The following is a 19,774-nucleotide window of genomic DNA, read 5'->3' on the forward strand; positions in this document are numbered from 1 at the left end:
TCACTGCCGGGCTCTCCGGCTAGCTCTCCGGGCCCCGAAGCGCCAGCTTTTCTGCCCTCTCCCGGGCATCAGCCCGGTGCTGCCACGGTTGCGCAGACCGCTGCCGTTGGTAACTGCCGCGGTGGTGGCGAAGCGTTCGCACCCATCGAAGACTCGTAATGACTTGCCGTGATTGCGGTCACCATGCCACACTGTACTTCACTGTATACAGTCGTATTCATCAAAGGAGATAGATCATGACAGCCATCACGGAGACGGACACCGTCGTTGAGTTCCGCGGAGTCGGCAAGCGCTTTGGCAGCATGCAGGCCCTGACCGGCATCGATCTGTCGGTGCGCCGTGGCGAGGTGGTCGTCATCCTCGGCCCCTCAGGGTCGGGCAAATCGACGCTGTGCCGGTGCATCAACCGGCTCGAAGCCATCGACGAGGGCCACATTCTCATCGACGGCCACGAACAGCCGGTGGAGGGCAGGGATCTGTACAAGTTCCGTACCGAGGTGGGGATGGTCTTTCAGTCCTTCAACCTCTTCTCCCACAAAACCATCCTGGAGAACATCACCGTCGCCCCACGGAAAATTCTCGGCCTGGACAAACAGGCGGCGGAGACACGGGCCCACGAACTGCTCGCCATGGTCGGCATCGCCGACAAGGCACACAGCCGGCCGTCCCAGCTCTCCGGAGGCCAGAAACAGCGCGCAGCCATCGCCCGCGCACTGGCCATGGAACCCAAGGTCCTGCTCTTTGATGAACCGACGTCGGCGCTCGACCCGGAATCCACCCGCGAGGTTCTGGCAACCATGCGGAGCCTCGCGCAGAGCGGCACGACGATGATCGTCGTGACGCACGAGATGTCGTTCGCGCGGGCCTTCGCGGACCGGATCGTGTTCATGGCCTCCGGAGCCATCGTGGAAATTGCCGACCCTGAAACGTTTTTCACCTCTCCTTCCTCCGACCGGGCCAAAGCCTTCCTCTCCTCGGTCCATTAACAGCACCTGTGCAACGACGCACCCACCCTAAGGAGTCACCATGAAACGCGAGCACTTCCTGCCGGCCCTGGCCATCGCCGGCGCATTGGTCCTGGGCACCACAGCCTGCGGCGGCAGCACCCCGGCCGCCGAGACCCAACCGGCCCGGAGCTTCCCGGCCAACAGCACGATGGACAAGATCCAGAAACGCGGCAAAGTGATCGTCGGGGTCAAATTCGACCAGCCGCTCTTTGGCGTGAAGAATCCGATCACCGGCAAGATGGAAGGCCTGGACATTGAGATGGCCAGAATCCTGGCCAGGGACCTTACCGGCAGTGCGGAGAATGTCGAGTTCGTTGAGGCGGTCACCAAAAACCGTGAGGCGTTCCTGCAGCAGAACAAGGTCGACGCCGTGATCGCCTCCTATGCAGTGACGGACGAACGGAAGAAAGTCGTCAGTTTCGCCGGACCCTACCTTGAGAGCAACGTGGCCCTGCTGGTACGCAAGGACGACAGCTCAGTGAACAAACCCGAGGACCTGGTCGGAAAGACCGTGTGTTCCACCACCGGGGCCCGCGCGGCCCAGCTCATCGGTGCGGCCGTGCCCGCGGCCAACGTGGTCCTGTTCAGCACCTACAGTGAATGCGCGCAGGCACTGAAGGATAAGAGAGTCGACGCGGTGACCACGACCGAGGCGATCCTGCTCGGTGTCCAGTCCCAGAATCCGGATGCCTACCGCATTGCGGACGGCCATTTGGCCGACGCCGAGGAATTTGCCATCGGCGTGGCCAAGGACGATGCAGCATTTCATGACTACCTCGATCAGCTCCTGACCAAGGCCATCGCGGACGGGGACTGGAAGAAGGCCTACGACGCCACGATCGGCCAGGTCAAGCCCGGCGACGTTACCCCGCCCAAAGTAACGCTGTAGGGATCCGCTGATGTCATTCCTTCTCAATCACCTCGGCGCTTTCGGCCAGGGCGTGATGGTGACTCTGGGACTCGTTCTCCTGGGTGCCGCCGGTTCGGTGCTCCTGGGGACACTGCTCGCCGCACTGCGGACCAGCCCCATCAGGACGGCCCGGGCTGTTTCCTCGGCCTACGTGCTGATTTTCCGGAACGTGCCGCTTCCCGTGCAGATGGTGCTGTTTGTCTTCGGACTGCCGGTCCTGGGCATCCAGTTCTCGCTCTACGCCTCGGCCGCCATCGTCCTGGTGCTCTACACCGCGCCGTTCGTTGCCGAAACCCTGCGCGCGGGCCTGAACACCGTGGACCGCGGCGAGCTGGAAGCCGGACGCGCCCTGGGCTTCGGGCCGATGGCCTCATTGAAGCTCATCGTCCTCCCGCAGGCCTTCGCCACGGTGACCAGACCGCTTGGCAACGTCTTCATCACCATGGTCAAGAACACCTCGGTCGCTGCCCTGGTGGGGGTATCCGAACTGACGTTCCTTTCGGACAAGATCGCGGTGGATGAGGCACAACCATTCATTATCTTCGGCGGGGCCGCCCTCTGCTACCTCGCCATCGGGCTGGTCATCGGCCGGCTCGTATCCGCAGTCGATCAGAAGGTGGCGTTCAGCCGATGAGTACCGTATCGCTTTTTGACCCGGCCGGTCCGCGCGCCAAACGCCACCACCTGCTCCTGGAAATCCTCACGGCCCTCATCGTGATCGCCGGCGCCTATCTGGCCTTCCGCGTCCTCTACGACAAAGGCGAGCTGAGCGCCGCGGCGTGGGCCCCGTTCGCCGAGCCCGGACTCTGGGCGCTTCTCGGCCAGGGGCTGTGGAACAACATTGCGGCCGCAGCCGTCGGCATGGTGCTGTCCATGATCACCGGATGCCTCCTGGCCTTCGGACTCGTCTCCACACACGCACCTCTGCGCCGGACCTGCCGGGTCTACACGGACGTCTTCAGCAGCATCCCCCTGCTCCTGCTGCTCTACTTCACGTCCCTGGTGCTGCCCAACTACGGCCTCAAACTCGGGGACTTCTGGTTCCTGGTCATCGCGCTGACCCTGTACAGCGGGGCCGTCATCGGTGACCTGCTGCGCTCCGGGATCCTCGCGCTGCCGCCCGGTCAGGCCGAGGCCTCCCTCGCACTGGGTTTCTCCCACGTCGGGACGCTGCGCCTGGTCCTGCTCCCGCAGGCCCTGCGGTCCATGAGTCCTGCCCTCGTGAGCCAGCTCATCATCCTCTTCAAGGGAACAGCACTGGCCTTTGTGCTCGGCGGCTACATGGAACTGCTGAGGTCCGCCACCGTCATCGGCCAGTACTACACCCGGTCCCTGCTGCAGGCCCAGTTTGTTGCCGCGCTGGGATTCCTGGTCGTCAACATCGCCCTCGGCGCCCTCGCCGTGGCCCTGGAGCGCCGCCAAAACCGCCTCGCCGCCCAGGAACCGCTCCCCGTGACAGCGGCAGAGCCAGCCCCCGTGCCGGCCCACCGCTAACACCCCCGGGCCGCCTCTACCCCCAAATCACCCCTGTGCGACTGTGTATACAGTCGAATACTTATGAATTCAACATGAAGGAGACGGAAAACAATGGCTGATCAGAACGAACCTGCAGCGGGAAACCTCACCAAGGCCGACGTGATCGTCGTTGGCGGCGGAAATGCCGGATTCACGGCGGCCCACGCCGCTGCCGTCCGCGGACGAAAAGTCATCCTGCTCGAAAAGGGCACTAAAGACATGGCCGGCGGCAACAGCTTCTACACCGCCGGCGCCACCCGCATCGTCCACAACGGCCTGGATGACCTCCAGGGGCTCGTGGAACCGGACGAACGGCACAGCCGGACCGTCGTTCCGCCCTACAGCGCTGAGGAATACGCGTCTGACCTGGAAAAGGTCACCGAAGGCCGGAACGACCCGGCACTGACGGAAGTCCTCATTGCCGAGAGCCAGTCCACCCTTCGGTGGCTCAACAGCCTGGGCCTGAAGTACCGCCTGATGTACGAGCGTCAGGCCTTCGAGCGTGCCGACGGGTCCTACCTCTTCTGGGGCGGCCTGCACGTGGGAAACGTGGGCGGCGGCGAAGGCCTGATCGAAGACCACACCCGGGTCGCTGCAGAGCTGGGCATCGAAATCAGGTACGGCCACGCGGCACAAAGCCTGATCGTTGAGAACGGCCGTGTAGCCGGCGTCGTCGTCAACACCGCTGAAGGGGAGCTGCGCCTGAGGGCAGAATCCGTGATCCTCGCCGCCGGAGGCTTCGAGGCGGACCCGAAGCGGCGGCGGGAGTACTTGGGCGAAGGCTGGGAAAACGCGAAGGTACGCGGCACTCCCTATAACACCGGCGACATGATCGCCGCAGCGTTGGAGATCGGCGCCACCAAGGGCGGAGACTGGGGCAGCTGCCACAGCGTCCAGTGGGATGCCTTTACCGCCACCAACGAAAGCAACCGCGAACTCACCAACCGCCTCACCCGGCAAAGCTACCCGTTTGGAATCATCGTCAACACCGACGGCAAGCGTTTCCTGGACGAAGGTGCCGACTTCCGGAACTACACCTACGCCAAGTACGGCAAGGAAATCCTCAAGCAGCCCGGCTCGGTTGCGTACCAGATCTTCGACGCCGGCCTTCGGCCCATGCTGCGCAGCGAAGAATACGAGATGCCCGGCATCTCTGTCGAGGTCGCCGACACCCTCGAGGACCTGGCCGTCAAAATCGGCATAGACCCGGAAAGCTTGTCCAAAACCGTGACGGACTTCAACAGCTCGATCGAGCGCTCCACCCCGTTCGACCCCAACGTTAAGGATGGCCGGAAGGCCGCAACCGAACCGGTCAAGAGCAACTGGGCCGCCCCGATCGAAACCGGCCCCTTCTACGCCTACGGCGTCACCTGCGGAATCACGTTCACCTTCGGTGGCATCAAATCCGACACCCACGGCCGCGTCCTGGACGCAGAGGGCAAGCACATCGAAGGCCTGTTCGTGGCAGGTGAAATGCTCGGCGGACTATTCAGCGTCAACTACCCGGGAGGCACCGGACTTGCTGCCGGGTGCGTCTTTGGGCGGCGGGCGGGCGTCCTGGCGTAGGGCACGGATCCACTGCACTTCTCCTCAAAAACCCGGGCTGGCCACCGCCGGCCTCACTCGCTCCGACGCTCGTCGCAGTGACGGGGACTGAGGGAGAGCCAGCTCTTGACGGCGAAAGCTCCCCGGGAGATTTGCCCTGATGTTCCGGACCAAAACGGGTCTCCCGAGCGGACCATCACCACCGACTGCCGGCCCAATGCCCGGCACAGATGGGCGCTCTTCCCGCACTCCATCGCAACAGGCAGCCCGATAGTCGGGCGTGGGAAGAGAGCCCATAAGGAGGAGGCAGGGTGGCGGAAACGCCGCCCTGCCACCTCCCCCGACGCTCAAACGATTCCGACACCGCAGTCGCCCCAACCCAAGGACAAGCCATGACGCCCCGATCGTCCGGATCTCATACAGAAAACCGGAAACCCGCCCCCATTGCCAACTGGTCCAAGCTCTCACGGGCAGACTACGTGCAAATCCACCAACACGGGGAAGTCATCGCTACCGGGCGCATCGACATGCTGGCAGCTGACGCCAGCGTGCTTTGGCTCCATCTGGCGGGCGGCAACGAACGCGCCATCTTTCTCCAGAGTGACGGGCTAAGAATCTACCGAAGCCACCGCAGCGCAGCCAACTGACGGAACAGCTTCATCCCAGGACCGTGCTGGTGCTGCAACGCGCGGCCCGACAACAGCTGAACCGGATCATGGAACCCGGCCACCAGACATTCGGCTAACGTCACGATGACCAGTTCAGAGTGCAGAGGACTTCTGACATTCCGTGCCGCGACTGCTGGTGCCCCGCTGGACCGCAGGCCGACAAACCTCAACGCACAGGGAGGCCTTCTGGAGAACGTCAATAAGCGTTGTTTTCGAATCCGTTGCGTTGAACGAAGGATGCCTGACGGCTGGTTCGGGCTCAACGGGGGGTTTATGACGCCGAGTTCATCTAAGAGAGCGGCTCATGGGCCGATTCCCGAGGCTCCCTGGGGTGCGGGAATACCTGCGACCATTCCCGCCCACAACAGGTCTGTTGTGGCAACCGTCAGGGCGCCGATAGAAGTTCCATCCAAGAGGTTGCCCGCCGCCAGCACAGCGGCTCCGTGCAGGCTCACGAAGCAGACGAGAGCGAGCAACTCGCGGTCCCCTGGCGCGAGCTCCCCGGCCTCCTGGGCTTCAGCGATGATCGCCCTGGCGACCGTTATGCCGTCTTCACCGATGCTGCGCAGTTCATCGCTGGCATCAGGATGGTGCTTGGTGGAGTGCATCACGGCCAACAGGACCGGATGGGCGACCGCGAAGTCCACATAGGCCCTGGCGATCCGGACAAAGCGTGACCGATGGTCTCCGGCGGCTTCGGACGCTCCTGTGATCCTCGCATTCATGCTGCGGAAACCGTCAAGGGCGAGGGCATCGAGAAGCGCCTGCTTGTCACGGAAATGCTTGCCGGGTGCCGCGTGGCTCACACCCAGGTCACGCGCGAGCTGCCGTAGGGAAAGTCCCTCGACTCCTGCTTCTTCGATGACTTCCCTTGCACGGGCGAGCAACGCCTCGCGGAGCTTGCCGTGATGGTAGGGCTGATCGGTCATGTGATCAGTATAGCCGCAAAGTAGTCATTGACTACAATGGTGCCACTGTCTACTATGTAGGCATTGGCTACATAGAGTGGCCGCCACACGGAATGGATTCGACATGACCATGAGCTACAGCGGAACCACGGCACTCATCACTGGAGCGAGCTCCGGGCTCGGCGCGGAGTTTGCCGCACGATTTGCAGCGCGCGGGGCCAACCTTGTGCTGGTCGCACGGCGGACCGACAGGCTTGAGGATCTCGCCCGGAAGCTGCGCGACTCGGGCGGCATTTCAGTGACTACGCTCTCGAAGGACCTAAGCCGTGCGGGAGCCGGAGCGGAACTCCGCGAGGAGCTCGCCGGCCGGGCCATCCGCATCGACACCCTGATCAACAACGCGGGCTTCGCCACGAGCGGCCCTTTGGTCAAGGAAGACCCCGCGGTCATCGCCTCGGAGATCTCCCTCAACGTGGCCTCTCTCGTTGAGACCACGCGGGCATTCCTTCCCGAGATGCTCGCCGCCGGGAGGGGCGCACTCATCAACGTGGCCAGTACCGCAGCTTTTCAGCCGGTACCTGGGATGGCGGTTTACGGAGCAACCAAGGCATTCGTCCTGAGCTTCACCGAAGCCGTGGCACATGAGACGAAGGAATCCGGCCTTCGCGTGCTCGCGCTCTGCCCGGGGGCTACCCGCACCGAGTTCTTCGATGTACTCGGGAGCCAGGCCGCAGCGGTCGGCCGGCTGCAGGGCGCCAGCGAGGTCATCGACACTGCCCTGCGCGCTCTCGATCGCCGCACTACACCCGTAAGCGTCGTCTCAGGCTTGGGAAATCGCCTGCTGGCCGGCATCGCCCAGCGCCTCCCCCGAAACATCTCCCTCGCCATGGCCGGCAGAGCCGTACGGGACTAGTGCTACTAGCCGCATTTCGCTTCGCCCTGTTGGTCTTCGCCACGCCCGTATCTTCACAACCCACCGAGGATGTAGCAATGAATCAGACACCCGACGTACTTCGTTACGCCGCCTTTACCACCACCCCCGACGGCGGAAATCCAGCGGGAGTAGTCCTGGACGCAACCCGCCTCGACGACGCCCGGATGCAGGCCATCGCGGCCGACGTCGGGTATGCGGAAACGGTCTTTATCACCGAGGCGACGGTTGACGGAGACCCCCGCCGGAACCGTGTTCGGTACTTCTCCCCGATCGCCGAGGTGCCGTTTTGCGGCCATGCCACAATTGCTTTGGCCGTCGCGCTGTCAGGGCGAGATGGCGCGGGGACCTTTGTTTTCGAGACCCCGGTGGGGCCCGTCGTTATCGAGACTGCGGGCCAGGTCGCAGCGGTGACGGCAAGCTTCACGAGCGTGGAGCCGCGAGTGGCCGAGTTCCCCGATGGCGTCCTGAGCACTCTGCTCGGGTTGCTCGGCGTGGACCGGGACGAGCTGCACCCCGGGTACCCTCCGATGATCGCTTTTGCCGGAAACTGGCACCCCATTCTCGTCTTCGCGGAACGAAAGACTTTTGACTCGTTCGTTTTCGACCCCGATCCCATGCGCACTCTGATGGATGCCCAGAACTGGGCCGGCACCGTCACGACGCTCTACGGGATGGGGCCGGACGAATTCGACTCGCGCAACATCTTCCCGGTGGGCACCATCACCGAAGATCCGGCGACCGGCTCGGCTGCCGCTGCCTTCGGCGGATACCTGCGCCTGCTCTCACTCGTGGAAGCGCCAAGCCGCGTGGTGGTGCGCCAGGGAAGCCATGTCGGCCGCCCGAGCGTGCTCACCGTCGACATGCCTCCGTCCGGCGGGATCATCGTGCACGGAGAAGCCGTCGAAATCGCTTGAGCCGTGCGGGACTCCATACCGCGGTGCGGTGCTGCTGTCGCGTTTGGGGAATCCTGAGCGGACGCTTTCAGGGACAGAGAGGTTAGGCATTCGTAACCAGCCGACAGTACCTTCGGATGCTGCGTGATTTCGTGGGCGGAGGGCGCAGCGGTCAGTCATGCCGGGATTCTCCGGTCGAATATCCGGATGCCTAGGGCTACAGCCCCATAGGCGGGGCACACGCTAAGGCCGGCCGCGCCGGGGCGGTGTGGCACGCGGTCCCGGCCAGCTCTCATCCTCAGAATCGCTATACGCCTGCTTTTTCTGGTACTTCCCGCGCGAGGAGGACCGCTACCAGGCCGAGCGCCGAACCGGTGACGCGCCGCTGCCACTTCGTCCAGTTCGGCCGGCCGGAGAGGAATGCAGAGATCGACCCGGCACCGAGGACGATCAGTGCGTTCACGAGTATGCTCACCGCGATCTGGATCGCTCCGAGGGAAAAGCCCTGGACAGTTGTTCCTCCACGGCCCGTATCGATGAACTGCGGAATGAGCGCAAGGTACATCACGGCTGTTTTTGGGTTCAGAAGGTTCGTGAGGAGGCCCATGCGGAAGAGCTTGCGTGCCGAATCGCGAGAGAGGGCGCGAACGTCGAAGACGCCGCGACCGCCGGGCTTGAGTGCCTGCCACGCGAGGTAGGCCAAGTAGAGGACTCCCGCGGCTTTCATTCCGGCGTAGAGCCACGGCACCGCTACGAACACCAACGCGAGCCCGAGGTTCGCCATCGTCATGTAGACGAGGAAGCCAGCACAGGTACCTGCGAGCGAAATCATTCCAGCCACTGGCCCTTGACTCACACTGCGCGAAACCAGGTAGACCATGTTCGGACCCGGCGTGAGCACCATGCCCAGTGCCGTTAGAGCCATCCCGCTTGCCGCGGCCATCGAAACCCCTGATCCGAGGTCCGTGGCCGCGATCACGAGCGCACCGTCCTGCCCGCTGGATACATATATCGCGTCTGCGAATCGGCAGCCCAAGGAAAAATCATCATGACCCCAACAATGATGTAATACCCTTATGCATCTCAACCCTTACGGTGAATACGCGGTACTCCTTGCCGCCTCGTTGGCCAACGATTGGCCAGCCGATAGGGACGGCCTCGTGCAGCGGACTCGGGAGTTCGGTATGACGATGGACTACAGGCTCTCCGCCGGAGACGATCATGAGCAAACCCGCGCCGTCCTTGACGCGTGGCTCTCAGTCGTCGATGAACGCGATCCACGGAACAGGGCTGCTCTGTTGAACGCCCAGATGGCTGCTGCCGCCGCCTATCCGCGCCTCACCGATCACGACGGTGAAGGATGGCATCTTCACTACCGCGACCTCGACCAGGCTCTTCCACAGGTATTGCTCGCCGTGATCAGTGTCGGAACTGCACTGCACCTGAGCACTCGCGGCGCACATAGGCTCAGCCGGTGCGCCGCCGGGATGTCATCGGGTGATCCCTGCAGGGCGGTCGTGGTCGATGTCACGCGCAACGGTCGCCAGCGCTACTGCTCCGTGCGCTGCGCAAACCGTGACACCGTCCGCAATCACCGCGCCCGCGCGAAACAAGACCGCAACGCGCTGTAAGACGGTCCCCCACGCCGCCGTTGGGCCGCTCCCCGCCGAGCCAAGTCCCCTACAAATGGTGGCGTGACCGTTAACTTCACTGGCGGGTGAAGCGCAGCAGAAATACCGGCTTCCCGTTCCGTTTCGGAATCCTGCGGAGCACGGGCAGGCGCGCCTGGGGTTCCTGTGTCGGAGACTCGCCCAGTGATTACCGAACACGCGCTTTTGCCTGTCAGCCCCGGTCAAGAACATGCCTTCGAGCTGGCGTTTAGCGAGGCGCGGTCCATCACCGCTTCGATGGCTGGCTTCCGGAATTTTTCGTTCTCGCGTTCGGTCGAGTCGCCGAGCACCTATTTGCTACTCGTTGACGGATTGCCGCGCCCTACTGCACGACTTCTATGAGGTCGAACCGTGGCCAAAGGCCGTCCGCCCTTTCTTCCAAGTCGGCCATCCAAGTCGCGATTTACGATTACCAGCAGGACCCGGGAGCCTCGCAGCTACTGTCGCCTTTGGCGAACGTTCAGAGGGAACAGGTTGTCCCGGGTACAAACTTCTGGTCCGTTTCGGCGACGAGGAAGACATCGATCGAATCCTCGTGCTCGTGGACGAATCCGTTGCGTTCGTAGAGACGTCTCGCCGGGCTGCCTTGGAGGACATTTAGCCGGAAAGGCCGATGATCGTGCTGCGCCATCAATACATGGCGCAGCACAGCGCCCCCCAGACCCTGCCCTTGGTACTCCGGAGCTAGATAGAAGTGTTCAATCCATTTCTCATCCGATTCGGGGCGGACAGCAATGACACCCACCGCGGAGGCCTCAACTTCGATAACAAACGTGTGCGCTGGGTGAAAACCCGTGACGAAGCGCTCTCTGACGTGCACCGGATCCCAGCGTCCGAGCCGCTCGAGATCGGGACGCATGACTTGAGCGCGGAGCTCGGCAATCCATGAAGCGTCAGAGGGAAGGCTTGGGCGCAAAGACCAGACGGGCGGCATGTACTCATTGAAGCTGAAACTACTCGACGACGAAATCCCGCAGGATCCCGCCCCGGTAGCTGTGGGCACGTTCCAATTCGGCGAAGGCTCCCACGACGCCGAAAGCATCAGGTTTGCCAGGGGCGAATCCTCCCCCGTGAAAGTCAGGTTTTCCTTGAGAAACTCGATCCTGACACCCTTCCGGGTGAGCTTCTGCACCAGGGACCGCAGGTCGTCCAGGTTCCGGGCGAGCCGGTCCATGCTGTGCACGCCCAGGGTGTCACCGTCACGAATGAAGCGCAAGAGCTCCTCAAGCTGTCTGGGGTCGGAACAAACCCACGGGTGCACGCCGACTTATGAAATATACGATCGGGACCAATCCGGCAGCCGCCTGCTTGTAGACACCCGACAAAATCCTGCCGCCATTGGAAAACTAGCGTCTGCTTGGAGGAATATCCGCAGCTAATCAGCGCAAAGGACTATCAATGACGATGCAGGAAGATCCGGCGACCACCGGGTATGAGACTCTCGAAACCGCCCGCCGGCAGGTCCTCGAGGAAGGACGCGGGCTGACGCAGGAGCAGCTGGTGGAGGTTTTGCGACTGCCCGATGTTGCCCTTCCGGCGGCGCTGCAGCTGGCCCATGAGGTCAGGCTCAGGCATTGCGGCGAGGACGTGGAGGTTGAGGGCATCGTCTCCATCAAGACCGGCGGCTGTCCCGAGGACTGCCACTTCTGCAGCCAGTCCGGCCTGTTCGACTCCCCCGTACGCGGCGTGTGGCTGGACATCCCGGAACTGGTCAAGGCGGCCAAGGAAACGGCCACCACCGGAGCCACTGAGTTCTGCATCGTGGCGGCGGTCCGCGGACCCGACATCAAACTGATGAACCAGATCAAATTCGCAATCGACCGCATCAACGAAGAAGTGGAGATCAACATCGCCTGCTCGCTGGGCATGCTCACTCAGCGCCAGGTCGACCAGCTCAAAGAATGGGGCGTGCACCGCTACAACCACAACCTCGAAACCGCACGCAGCTACTTCCCCGAGGTAGTCACCACCCACAGCTACGAAGAACGGCTTGAGACCTGCAACATGGTCAAGGCCGCCGGGATGGAACTGTGCTGCGGTGCCCTCATTGGTATGGGCGAATCCATCGAGCAGCGCGCAGAACTCGCCGCCCAGCTGGCAGCCCTGGAACCGCATGAGGTCCCGCTGAACTTCCTGAACCCCCGGCCCGGGACACCGCTGGAAAACCAGGGCATCATGGACGGCAAGGACGCCCTCCGGGCGATCGCCGCGTTCCGCCTGGCGATGCCCCGCACCGTGCTGCGCTACGCCGGCGGCCGGGAACTGACCCTCGGGGACCTCGGCACCCGCGAAGGCCTCATGGGCGGCATCAACGCCGTCATCGTCGGCAACTACCTCACCACCTTGGGCCGTCCGGCGGACGCTGACCTGAACCTGCTGGTCGAGCTGAACATGCCCATCAAGGAACTCCAGAAGACACTATGAACCGGGCTTCGACGAGCTCAACCACCGGCGATGCAGCGAGCTCAACCACCGACTCCACCCCTAACTTTTGCGGCCACTGCGGCGAGCCGGACGACGGCGGCTCCCGGCCGCCGTCGGACCCTCACCTTCCCTGCCGGGAACTCCTGGTACTGGAACCCCCGCGTTATTGCGCCGCCTGCGGGCGGCGGATGAAAGTCCAGGTCACACCGACGGGCTGGAGCGCGGAGTGCTCCCGCCACGGGGTTCTGGTCCGATGACGCAGGGTTCGGCGCAGATGGGCCTGATCCGGCGGGATCGCGCATGCCTGTGGCACCCTTATGCCCCGGCGTCCCCGGATCTTCCGTTGTGGGAGGTCGAGGCGGCCAGCTCTCCCCCACGCCGCCGGTAAACAAGGCGTCCGGAGAAAAAATCTTCAAGAAATCCCTGCAGGTCATGTCGTCAGCAGGACCGCGCGACATGAATAGGTGCAGGACCAACCACGCCCAGCACAACCAGCCAGAAAAGAGACCCGGATGACCCCACTTCCCAGCAGGCGTAGGACTGACCAGCCAGGGCTCTGAACCCCCAACCCAAATAACCGAACAGGTCACCGCGGCGGCCAGGCACCAGCCGCGACAAGCGTCAGAGGGACCCACTCCGGTCGACGTACACACGTTAAAGCAAAAACCCCTCTGACGAGGGGGTTGCTGTGCCCGAGGTGGGACTCGAACCGGGTTCCGGCACTTGAATTTCCGCCACTCCCCCGAAATCCTCCGCAATCCGGCCCAGTCCGGCCGATATACGACCCGATCCGAAGCCGCGGGTGTGCACATTGTGCACACCTTCTCTTTTCCCGGTTCGGCACCAGCCGGGCTGCTTAGACGGCGGTGATTATGGCAGTTTGAGTGGGGATCGGTTTTGCAGTCTGAGTTGGGCCCACTTCGCGGCTCGCCGGTTGATGAATCGCAGTTTCAGTTGCGCCCACCCCACGGTTGATTCCATCAGAGTTTTTCCCAACGGTGGAAGGCAGTGATGGAGTCGAGAGTGGAGCTATTCGCGAGGATCCGCCGGGATGCCGGGGTTAAGGGCTTATCCATCCGCTGCCTTGTCCGGGAGTACCGGGTCTCCCGAAGAACCGTTGGGCAGGCACTGGCCGCTGCGGAACCACCGGTGCGCAGGGTTCCTGCCCGGGGGCACCGAAGCTGGGCGGCGATCCCGTGTGCGGGATGACACGCCGCATTGCGGCTGGACGATCCGCGGATCAGCTATTAAAGTCTTTCGGTATCGAATGCAGTCAGACGGACACGAAGTCCGGGAAGGGGGCGCACATCACCGCTGACCAACACCACCAACCCACTGCTTCATCCGCGAAAGCCCCTCCGTCGAGGGGCTTTCTTATGTGCCGGGAGCCTGCGGTCCGAGGCGGCGTTCACGGGCCGCCTGACCCCGTCCCTTCCCCAGAAACAGGGACACAAAAGTATTCAGCGCGATGATGCGGTCGCGGTCAGCCTCGTGAAGACTCGCTGGGTGGACGCTCATCGTTGTCTGCGGGCTTCTGCATCCCGAGGATGAGGAACGTGATGCCCATCGTGAAGAACGCCATCCAGGCCGTGGTTCCCAGAAATATCATTGCGATCGCAACGGCAACGAAAACGATCCGATCGGCAGGAAAGCCGCGCCCCTGCTTCTCTTCGCTCGGCCGTTCGACGCCGACATGGGCTTTCCTTCGCCGTTCACCTGGCCGAGGCTACGTCGGCGAAAGGAGACCCGCAACGTTCCCGCGAGGACAATTTGCCGCGTCTCATTACCTCGACAGTCCTGACCCGCCCCGAAAACCGCCCGACGGTCTCAGTAATCGATCGTTTGTGATACCGATCCCTGCCGTGCCCTATTCCTTGCGCATCCCGCCGGTGGAGGTTTGCGTAGCTGGCTGTTTGCTTTTAGGGCTTGCCTAGGGAGTGGCCGCTTGGGTGGTTTCCTTTTGGCGGCCGGCGTTGATGATCAGCGCGGTGATAAGCGCCGATGCCGCGAGAAGGATGGCCGCGAAGAAAAGCGCCGTCGTGTAGCCACTCGTGAGTGCAGCGCTGGCTGTTGCGTTTGCTGCAGCGTCTCTAGAGGCGCGTGAGGTGTACAGCGCTGTCAGTGCGTCGGGGAGCCTGTATTCGGTGATGCTTACGGAGATTGTGGTGAGCACTGCAACGCCAAGGGCGACGCCGATCTGCTGGGCGGAGTTCAGTTGCGCTGACGCGATGCCGGATTCCTGGGCTGGGATGCCGGGCAAGCTTCTTGCCTTCACTCACTTTTCCCGCGACAGGAGGTTGGGAAGGCTTAGAGGGACGTGGCCACGGAGGACCGGAACCGGTCGATGCCCGCCTCGTTGCGGGCGAAGTACGTCCACTGTCCAATGCGGGTGGTCTGCACGAGGTCGGCGTCTGCGAGGGTAGCCATGAACTGCGAGGCGGTGGACTGGGAGACCTCGCAACGCTTCCTGATGCTTGAGACGCACACCCCGTAGCGTGTGGCGTCGACTTTCTGTTCTTCGAAATTCTTCACGGGGTCGCGGAGCCACTGCAGGATCGCCAGGCGGTGTGGGTTGGAGAGCGCGCGCAGTGCTGCAAGCAGCTCATCCTGCTGGAGCTGGGTTCCGGGGTTCTCATCTGTAGGCACTCCATAAGGCTACCTCAAAATCGTCATATCGCAATTTCCCGATGAACGTGCTAAAACTTAAACCAACCCCCTCGAAAGGAACGAACATGCCTATCACCACTGAAGTTTCCACCGCTGTTCACAACTGGAGCTCCAGCCTGGCCGCCCTTCCCCCACTGCTCCGCGGAGAACCGTCGGACACGACCCTCGATGAACTGCGCACCGCATACGACGAGATGCTGGCCGCCCATCCCACCCCGGAAGGGGTCACCATCGAAGAGGTGGACATGGGAGGGATCCCAGGGATCGTGGTGACGCCCGAGACCGTGGAGGACAACCGGGCCCTTTTCTACATCCACGGCGGTGCTTACATCGTCGGCAGCCCGGCGGGCTACCACGGCCTCGCCGGAAACTTTGCAGTCCGACTAAACGCCCGGGTGTTCCTGCCGCACTACCGGCTGGCTCCGGAACACCCCTTCCCCACGCCGATCAACGACACCGTCGACGCATACCGTTGGCTGCTGGAGCAGGGTCAGGACCCGAAGCGTCTGATGGTCGCAGGTGATTCGGCCGGCGGCGCCATGACAGTCACGGTGATGATCAAGGCTCGCAATCTGGGGTTGCCGCTGCCGGCAGCCGGGGTTGCCCTGTCACCCTGGGCGAACCTGGAGCACACAGGCGCGTCGATGACCAACCGGGAAGGCCTCGACCCGCTGAACAGCAAGGCCGTCCTGGACCTGCTGGCACGCAGCTTCCTAGGCGGGGCACTGCCGAATGACCCGGACGCATCCCCGGTCTTCGCCGACGTCCGCGGACTGCCCCCGATCCTGGTCACAATCGGGGAGAATGAACTCATGCTCAGCGACGCAGTCCGGCTCGCCGGGCACCTGGCCGAGAATCGCGTGCGAGTGAGCCTGGACGTCTGGCCCGAGATGTTCCACGTCTGGCACATGCACCAAGACCGGCTCCCCGAGGGGCGCAAGGCCCTCGACGACGCGGCCCGGTTCCTGCTCGAGGCGCTGCCCGCCCGGTAGGGACATCAACCGGGCGCCGTTGAGGCGCCCTGCAAGATGAGCAACCCCAGATCGTCAGCCCGATCCAATAAAGGGTCGGGCTGACGTGTTCGACGTCGTGAGCGACGACGAGCCCCACCTGCCCATGCAGTAATGGATAGCAGCACGATGTCCACGCCTCCAAGATTGACCAACTACTGGCCTTCCAGCCCCTGCTGCTTCCATCCGGAGGGTCGGAGGAAGCCCGAAAGTAAGTCCTAGCGGTTACCTCCAGCCCCACTTCCGCGAGCCGGCAGAGGCGTCCTTTGGATTAAACGAAACACGTCCGCCAGCGACACGAGAGTCCGCCGTCTTCCTCGAGTGAGTGCTCGCCGCCGCCAGGGTGCGGCTGAGTTTGTGGGCCCACCGGTCGCCCAGGAGGTCCGCGCCCAGGGCTTGCCGCAGGGGGATTCTTTGATGAGATGGCAGCCGACGAGTTGCTGTACGCGGAGTCCTAACTCGGCAACGGGCTAGCAGGTGGCCGGCTTCCGTGGAGAGGAAAGCCGCATCGGCGCTCACCTCATGAGAGACGGCTAAATGGCTAAGCGCGGCCGAAGGAGAAAGCGCGACGCTCGAATCTTCTTAAACGGATAAGCTGTCGTTTATGGTGACGGAAGAGCGTTCAGGCCCAGATAAGAGTGTGCGAGTCACCATCCGCGACGTTGCACAGCGGGTGGGTGTTTCATCCGCGGCAGTGTCCTATGCAATGAGCGGGCGGCCCGGGGTTAGTGAGGATTTACGTGATCGTGTCCTCGCTGCTGCGGAAGACCTGGGGTACCGCCCCAACAAGGTAGCCCAGCAATTGCGCCGCGGGCGGACAGATGCCGTCGGCCTGCTTTTCGCCGACATAGCAAACCCGTTTTACCCTGATCTTGCCAGCGGAGTGATCGCCGCGGCCACTCTGGAGGGCTTCGAGGTATTCGTCTCCAACGTCGGCATTAATGGGGAGCGACAGACCGAAGCGGCAATGGCACAGCTTGACCGGAATTCGGCCGGCCTGCTCTTCACTTCTGTAGCCGATCAGGACCGCGACTTGCTTGAAAGCCTCACCCGACGCGGTGTTCCCTTCGTACAGTTGCACCGAGTGCTCGAGGGAGCTGCTGCCGATTCGGTGGTAGTCGACAATCTGGCTGCGGCCCGGGAGCTGGCACAACATGTGGCGGGGACAGGTCGAAAAAGGGTCGCGGTGCTCGGCGGCGCCGGCGCGTCCAGTGTTTCCCGAGACCGTGAGCGGGGCTTCCGGGAAGGCCTGGCAATGGAGGGCGCGACCGTTGTGAACGAGGACGGGCTTTGGGGTGCGCTGACCCGGGAATCCGGGGCCGCCCGGGCCCGGACGCTCTTGAGCGCCGGGCAGCAGGTTGAGGCCGTGTTGTGCGGCAACGACATGATCGCGGTGGGCGTCCTCGACGTCTGCCGGGAACGGGGGCTCCGGGTGCCTGAGGATTTGGCGGTCGCCGGATTCGACGACATGAGCTTCTCCAGCGCCGGCCCGCTGCAGCTGACCACAGTGACGGTTCCCCGCGAAATGATGGGACGGCGCGGCTTCGAACTGCTGCTGCGCAGAATCCAGGGATATGACGGGCCCCGCGAGCGCATAGTGCTCCCCCACGTCCTTCAAGTCAGGGAGACAACGGGCTAAGCCACCCCCGAATGTGACCCGGACAACAAAAAATCCTCCAAAGCTCTTGCGCACCGGACCGACGGCATGAATACTTAACTTAATCGATTCAGGAACCTGGTTTTGGCCACGTTCGAACTTAATCGATTCAGTTCCACAAGTGATGTGACATCCACATCGGTTCCTAAACTTCGAAGGAGAAGAATGACTGCGAATGCTGCTGAAGCAACCATGGATGAGGCTGCCGTTCCTTACCGCGGCGAGCAGCCCTATGGCATCATCGATGACGTCATCGTGCCCGGCGCTCTCGACCTGGACGCGGACGAGCGCCTGTGGGTGCCCCAGTCCAAGGACGTGTCCTTCCGCCCGCTGATTCTGTCGGCGAGCCAGGGATATTTCGTGAACATCCTGCGCGTGCGCAAATCCGGGATCCTTTCCCGGCACAGGCACGCCGGGCCGGTTCACGCGGTCACCCTTAAGGGCCGCTGGCACTACCTGGAGCACGAGTGGTGGGCCGAAGAAGGCACGTACGCCTTCGAAACACCGGGCGATATCCACACGCTCGTCGTCCCTGACGGGGTGGAGGAAATGGCCACGCTGTTCCACGTCACCGGCACCTACATCTACGTGGATCCCGACGGCAACCCGACGGGCATTGAGGATGTCTTCACCAAGATTGCCCTGGCGAGGGCACATTACGAAGCAGTAGGCCTTGGCGCCGACTACGTCGATCAATTCATCCGCTAAGAGGCCTCCTCTCCCTTCGGGGCCGGACCGCGATTCCCCGGAGTCGACACTGACCGGCCGCAACCCGGGGCCGAGTCCGGTGCTGCTCCTGCGACCACTGCAGCCAGGAGCGGCGCCGGGCGGCATCCGGATACACCAATGAGGCTGTCAACCTGCCCCGGCGCTGTCGGGCGCCGACGGACCAGCCGCTACCACTGACTGCGGAACTTCGAAGGAGAAGAACCGATGAACAAATTCGTACAGGGCTGACCGTGAAAGCCCTTAGAAAACAAAGCACCTCACCGAAAGACGTGCGGGTGCAGGAGCATCCCAAGCCCGACCCGGCTCCCGGAGAGCTCCTGGTCCAGACACTGGCCTGCGGCCTCTGCGGCAGCGATGTGCATGCATGGCGTCAGGACACGGGTTACGAATGGGTCCATTGCCCGGTGACACTGGGTCATGAAGCGGTCGGCGTCGTTGTAGGTACCGGAGCGGGAACGGACAGCCAATGGATCGGTCAACGCATTGTGCCCATTGCCATCGATGGCTGCGGATCCTGCGATCTGTGCCGTCGAGGTACTCGTCAACTTTGCCTGGACCGAACCGTGCTGGGGCTCTCCTTTGACGGAGCCGCCGCAGATCTCTTCTCCATCCCTGAATACCGCGCCGTGCCGGTGAACAATGACCTGCCCGCTGCGGTTCTCGCCCTCACGGAGCCGCTGTCCGTGGCCCTGCGCGCGGTGACACGCCTGGAGCAATCGATACCGGCCCAGGCCCGTGTCATCGTCAGCGGTCCCGGGCCGATCGGCCTCATGGCCGCGTTGCTCCTTAACCAGCGCGGGCATCGGGTTACGCTCCTCGGCGCAGCACGCGACGAAGAGCATCGCCTGCCCCTGGCCCGGCTACTTGGTCTGGAAACCATCCAGGCAGAGGACGTGACCCCGGCAGGGCTGCACGGGTGGCTGGAAGCATCGGGCGCGGCCCAGGCATTGTCATCTGCGGTGGCAAATATCGGCCCGGGCGGAACCATCGTCGTCGCCGGCCTGTTCCCGTCGATCCCGGCCGTAGACATCAATGTGCTGGCCAGAAACGAGATCCAACTCATCGGGAGCTACGGCTCAGTCGCCCTCGACTACCGCAACGCGCTGACAGCGCTGGAGGCAGCGCCTGACATGTGGGCGTCACTGGTGACCACATTCCCGCTGACCGAAGGCACTCGCGCACTCCAAGCCGCGGCCGACGCCGAAGCAGTCAAGGTCGTGCTCCTTCCCTAAAGCGC

The 19,774-nt window shown here is 63.2% G+C and carries 21 protein-coding genes and 1 pseudogene; 16 read left to right on the forward strand and 6 right to left on the reverse strand.

All coding sequences use genetic code 11. From position 1 onward, the window contains the following. Nucleotides 1–236: 236 nt before the first annotated feature. The 6 genes from AC1DRO_RS14210 to AC1DRO_RS14235 all read left to right on the forward strand — a co-directional run bounded on the left by AC1DRO_RS14210 (nucleotide 237) and on the right by AC1DRO_RS14235 (nucleotide 5,624). The gene (locus AC1DRO_RS14210) at nucleotides 237–986 is read left to right on the forward strand and encodes an amino acid ABC transporter ATP-binding protein (protein WP_476951295.1); all 750 of its coding nucleotides are present in this window, start codon (nucleotides 237–239) and stop codon (nucleotides 984–986) included. A gap of 40 nt (nucleotides 987–1,026) precedes the next feature. After that, nucleotides 1,027–1,896, forward strand: a complete 870-nt coding sequence (locus tag AC1DRO_RS14215; RefSeq protein ID WP_476951296.1) for a glutamate ABC transporter substrate-binding protein — start codon at nucleotides 1,027–1,029, stop codon at nucleotides 1,894–1,896. Nucleotides 1,897–1,906: 10 nt separating this feature from the next. Beyond that, entirely contained in the window at nucleotides 1,907–2,551 is a 645-nt protein-coding gene (locus tag AC1DRO_RS14220) for an amino acid ABC transporter permease (protein ID WP_476951297.1), read from the forward strand. Beyond that, the gene (locus AC1DRO_RS14225; RefSeq protein ID WP_476951298.1) at nucleotides 2,548–3,411 is read left to right on the forward strand and encodes an amino acid ABC transporter permease; all 864 of its coding nucleotides are present in this window, start codon (nucleotides 2,548–2,550) and stop codon (nucleotides 3,409–3,411) included. Before AC1DRO_RS14220 ends, AC1DRO_RS14225 begins: the two co-directional genes overlap by 4 nt. Nucleotides 3,412–3,504: 93 nt before the next feature. Further along, complete coding sequence (gene tcuA / locus AC1DRO_RS14230; protein ID WP_476951299.1) at nucleotides 3,505–4,998, forward strand: FAD-dependent tricarballylate dehydrogenase TcuA; 1,494 nt, start codon at nucleotides 3,505–3,507, stop codon at nucleotides 4,996–4,998. A gap of 371 nt (nucleotides 4,999–5,369) precedes the next feature. Continuing rightward, on the forward strand, nucleotides 5,370–5,624 hold the full coding sequence (locus AC1DRO_RS14235; protein WP_476951300.1) for a hypothetical protein: 255 nt from the start codon (nucleotides 5,370–5,372) through the stop codon (nucleotides 5,622–5,624). Nucleotides 5,625–5,947: 323 nt separating this feature from the next. On the opposite strand, the gene AC1DRO_RS14240 is transcribed toward AC1DRO_RS14235, so the two are convergent. Beyond that, nucleotides 5,948–6,574 carry a TetR/AcrR family transcriptional regulator gene (locus AC1DRO_RS14240; RefSeq protein ID WP_476951301.1) on the reverse strand — a complete coding sequence of 209 codons (627 nt, stop codon included), beginning with the start codon at nucleotides 6,572–6,574 and terminating at the stop codon, nucleotides 5,948–5,950. 103 nt (nucleotides 6,575–6,677) lie between these two features. On the opposite strand from AC1DRO_RS14240, the gene AC1DRO_RS14245 reads away from it, so the two are divergent. Together AC1DRO_RS14245 and AC1DRO_RS14250 are read left to right on the forward strand one after the other, a co-directional pair. Further along, nucleotides 6,678–7,466 (forward strand): SDR family NAD(P)-dependent oxidoreductase, encoded by a 789-nt coding sequence (locus AC1DRO_RS14245; protein WP_476951302.1) that lies wholly within the window; start codon nucleotides 6,678–6,680, stop codon nucleotides 7,464–7,466. A gap of 77 nt (nucleotides 7,467–7,543) precedes the next feature. Next, nucleotides 7,544–8,401 carry a PhzF family phenazine biosynthesis protein gene (locus tag AC1DRO_RS14250; RefSeq protein WP_476951303.1) on the forward strand — a complete coding sequence of 286 codons (858 nt, stop codon included), beginning with the start codon at nucleotides 7,544–7,546 and terminating at the stop codon, nucleotides 8,399–8,401. 286 nt (nucleotides 8,402–8,687) lie between these two features. Here the strand turns inward: AC1DRO_RS14250 and AC1DRO_RS14255 are convergent, their stop codons facing one another. Next, complete coding sequence (locus AC1DRO_RS14255) at nucleotides 8,688–9,359, reverse strand: LysE family translocator (protein ID WP_476951304.1); 672 nt, start codon at nucleotides 9,357–9,359, stop codon at nucleotides 8,688–8,690. Between the two features lie 97 nt (nucleotides 9,360–9,456). Between AC1DRO_RS14255 and AC1DRO_RS14260 the strand changes: the two genes are divergently transcribed. Both AC1DRO_RS14260 and AC1DRO_RS14265 read left to right on the forward strand, forming a co-directional pair. Continuing rightward, nucleotides 9,457–10,011, forward strand: a complete 555-nt coding sequence (locus AC1DRO_RS14260) for a CGNR zinc finger domain-containing protein (protein WP_476951305.1) — start codon at nucleotides 9,457–9,459, stop codon at nucleotides 10,009–10,011. Nucleotides 10,012–10,194: 183 nt separating this feature from the next. Further along, nucleotides 10,195–10,392 (forward strand): antibiotic biosynthesis monooxygenase family protein, encoded by a 198-nt coding sequence (locus AC1DRO_RS14265; protein WP_084476063.1) that lies wholly within the window; start codon nucleotides 10,195–10,197, stop codon nucleotides 10,390–10,392. Between the two features lie 118 nt (nucleotides 10,393–10,510). Here the strand turns inward: AC1DRO_RS14265 and AC1DRO_RS14270 are convergent, their stop codons facing one another. Further along, complete coding sequence (locus tag AC1DRO_RS14270) at nucleotides 10,511–10,984, reverse strand: GNAT family N-acetyltransferase (protein ID WP_476951306.1); 474 nt, start codon at nucleotides 10,982–10,984, stop codon at nucleotides 10,511–10,513. A 64-nt stretch (nucleotides 10,985–11,048) separates the two neighbouring features. Next, a pseudogene (locus AC1DRO_RS14275) lies at nucleotides 11,049–11,281 on the reverse strand (recombinase family protein); the annotation flags it as partial. A 167-nt stretch (nucleotides 11,282–11,448) separates the two neighbouring features. Between AC1DRO_RS14275 and bioB the strand changes: the two are divergent. Both bioB and bsaP read left to right on the forward strand, forming a co-directional pair. Then, entirely contained in the window at nucleotides 11,449–12,474 is a 1,026-nt protein-coding gene (gene bioB, locus AC1DRO_RS14280) for a biotin synthase BioB (RefSeq protein WP_476951307.1), read from the forward strand. Next, nucleotides 12,471–12,731 (forward strand): biotin synthase auxiliary protein BsaP, encoded by a 261-nt coding sequence (gene bsaP, locus AC1DRO_RS14285; RefSeq protein WP_084476061.1) that lies wholly within the window; start codon nucleotides 12,471–12,473, stop codon nucleotides 12,729–12,731. The genes bioB and bsaP overlap by 4 nt, the downstream gene beginning before the upstream one ends. 1,673 nt (nucleotides 12,732–14,404) lie before the next feature. Here bsaP and AC1DRO_RS14290 read toward each other — a convergent pair. Beyond that, complete coding sequence (locus AC1DRO_RS14290; RefSeq protein WP_476951308.1) at nucleotides 14,405–14,734, reverse strand: hypothetical protein; 330 nt, start codon at nucleotides 14,732–14,734, stop codon at nucleotides 14,405–14,407. A gap of 47 nt (nucleotides 14,735–14,781) precedes the next feature. Then, nucleotides 14,782–15,120, reverse strand: coding sequence for an ArsR/SmtB family transcription factor (locus AC1DRO_RS14295; protein WP_476951309.1), 339 nt, complete (start codon nucleotides 15,118–15,120; stop codon nucleotides 14,782–14,784). Nucleotides 15,121–15,206: 86 nt separating this feature from the next. On the opposite strand from AC1DRO_RS14295, the gene AC1DRO_RS14300 reads away from it, so the two are divergent. The 4 genes from AC1DRO_RS14300 to AC1DRO_RS14315 all read left to right on the forward strand — a co-directional run bounded on the left by AC1DRO_RS14300 (nucleotide 15,207) and on the right by AC1DRO_RS14315 (nucleotide 19,769). Next, nucleotides 15,207–16,133 (forward strand): alpha/beta hydrolase, encoded by a 927-nt coding sequence (locus AC1DRO_RS14300; RefSeq protein ID WP_243178519.1) that lies wholly within the window; start codon nucleotides 15,207–15,209, stop codon nucleotides 16,131–16,133. A gap of 622 nt (nucleotides 16,134–16,755) precedes the next feature. Next, nucleotides 16,756–17,790, forward strand: a complete 1,035-nt coding sequence (locus AC1DRO_RS14305) for a LacI family DNA-binding transcriptional regulator (protein WP_476951310.1) — start codon at nucleotides 16,756–16,758, stop codon at nucleotides 17,788–17,790. Between the two features lie 183 nt (nucleotides 17,791–17,973). Beyond that, nucleotides 17,974–18,516, forward strand: coding sequence for a 2,4'-dihydroxyacetophenone dioxygenase family protein (locus tag AC1DRO_RS14310; RefSeq protein WP_243178529.1), 543 nt, complete (start codon nucleotides 17,974–17,976; stop codon nucleotides 18,514–18,516). Between the two features lie 251 nt (nucleotides 18,517–18,767). After that, entirely contained in the window at nucleotides 18,768–19,769 is a 1,002-nt protein-coding gene (locus AC1DRO_RS14315) for an alcohol dehydrogenase catalytic domain-containing protein (protein ID WP_476951311.1), read from the forward strand. Nucleotides 19,770–19,774 lie beyond the last annotated feature (5 nt).

The organism is Arthrobacter sp. P4_F11 (genome assembly GCF_056401395.1).

Excerpts from the sequence above, each read along its gene's own strand:
- AC1DRO_RS14210 (WP_476951295.1), top strand. The coding sequence starts at position 237 with ATGACAGCCATCACGGAGACGGACACCGTCGTTGAGTTCCGCGGAGTC.
- AC1DRO_RS14215 (WP_476951296.1), top strand. The coding sequence starts at position 1,027 with ATGAAACGCGAGCACTTCCTGCCGGCCCTGGCCATCGCCGGCGCATTG.
- AC1DRO_RS14220 (WP_476951297.1), top strand. The coding sequence starts at position 1,907 with ATGTCATTCCTTCTCAATCACCTCGGCGCTTTCGGCCAGGGCGTGATG.
- AC1DRO_RS14225 (WP_476951298.1), top strand. The coding sequence starts at position 2,548 with ATGAGTACCGTATCGCTTTTTGACCCGGCCGGTCCGCGCGCCAAACGC.
- tcuA (WP_476951299.1), top strand. The coding sequence starts at position 3,505 with ATGGCTGATCAGAACGAACCTGCAGCGGGAAACCTCACCAAGGCCGAC.
- AC1DRO_RS14235 (WP_476951300.1), top strand. The coding sequence starts at position 5,370 with ATGACGCCCCGATCGTCCGGATCTCATACAGAAAACCGGAAACCCGCC.
- AC1DRO_RS14240 (WP_476951301.1), bottom strand. The coding sequence starts at position 6,574 with ATGACCGATCAGCCCTACCATCACGGCAAGCTCCGCGAGGCGTTGCTC.
- AC1DRO_RS14245 (WP_476951302.1), top strand. The coding sequence starts at position 6,678 with ATGACCATGAGCTACAGCGGAACCACGGCACTCATCACTGGAGCGAGC.
- AC1DRO_RS14250 (WP_476951303.1), top strand. The coding sequence starts at position 7,544 with ATGAATCAGACACCCGACGTACTTCGTTACGCCGCCTTTACCACCACC.
- AC1DRO_RS14260 (WP_476951305.1), top strand. The coding sequence starts at position 9,457 with ATGCATCTCAACCCTTACGGTGAATACGCGGTACTCCTTGCCGCCTCG.
- AC1DRO_RS14270 (WP_476951306.1), bottom strand. The coding sequence starts at position 10,984 with ATGCCGCCCGTCTGGTCTTTGCGCCCAAGCCTTCCCTCTGACGCTTCA.
- bioB (WP_476951307.1), top strand. The coding sequence starts at position 11,449 with ATGACGATGCAGGAAGATCCGGCGACCACCGGGTATGAGACTCTCGAA.
- bsaP (WP_084476061.1), top strand. The coding sequence starts at position 12,471 with ATGAACCGGGCTTCGACGAGCTCAACCACCGGCGATGCAGCGAGCTCA.
- AC1DRO_RS14300 (WP_243178519.1), top strand. The coding sequence starts at position 15,207 with ATGCCTATCACCACTGAAGTTTCCACCGCTGTTCACAACTGGAGCTCC.
- AC1DRO_RS14305 (WP_476951310.1), top strand. The coding sequence starts at position 16,756 with ATGGTGACGGAAGAGCGTTCAGGCCCAGATAAGAGTGTGCGAGTCACC.
- AC1DRO_RS14310 (WP_243178529.1), top strand. The coding sequence starts at position 17,974 with ATGACTGCGAATGCTGCTGAAGCAACCATGGATGAGGCTGCCGTTCCT.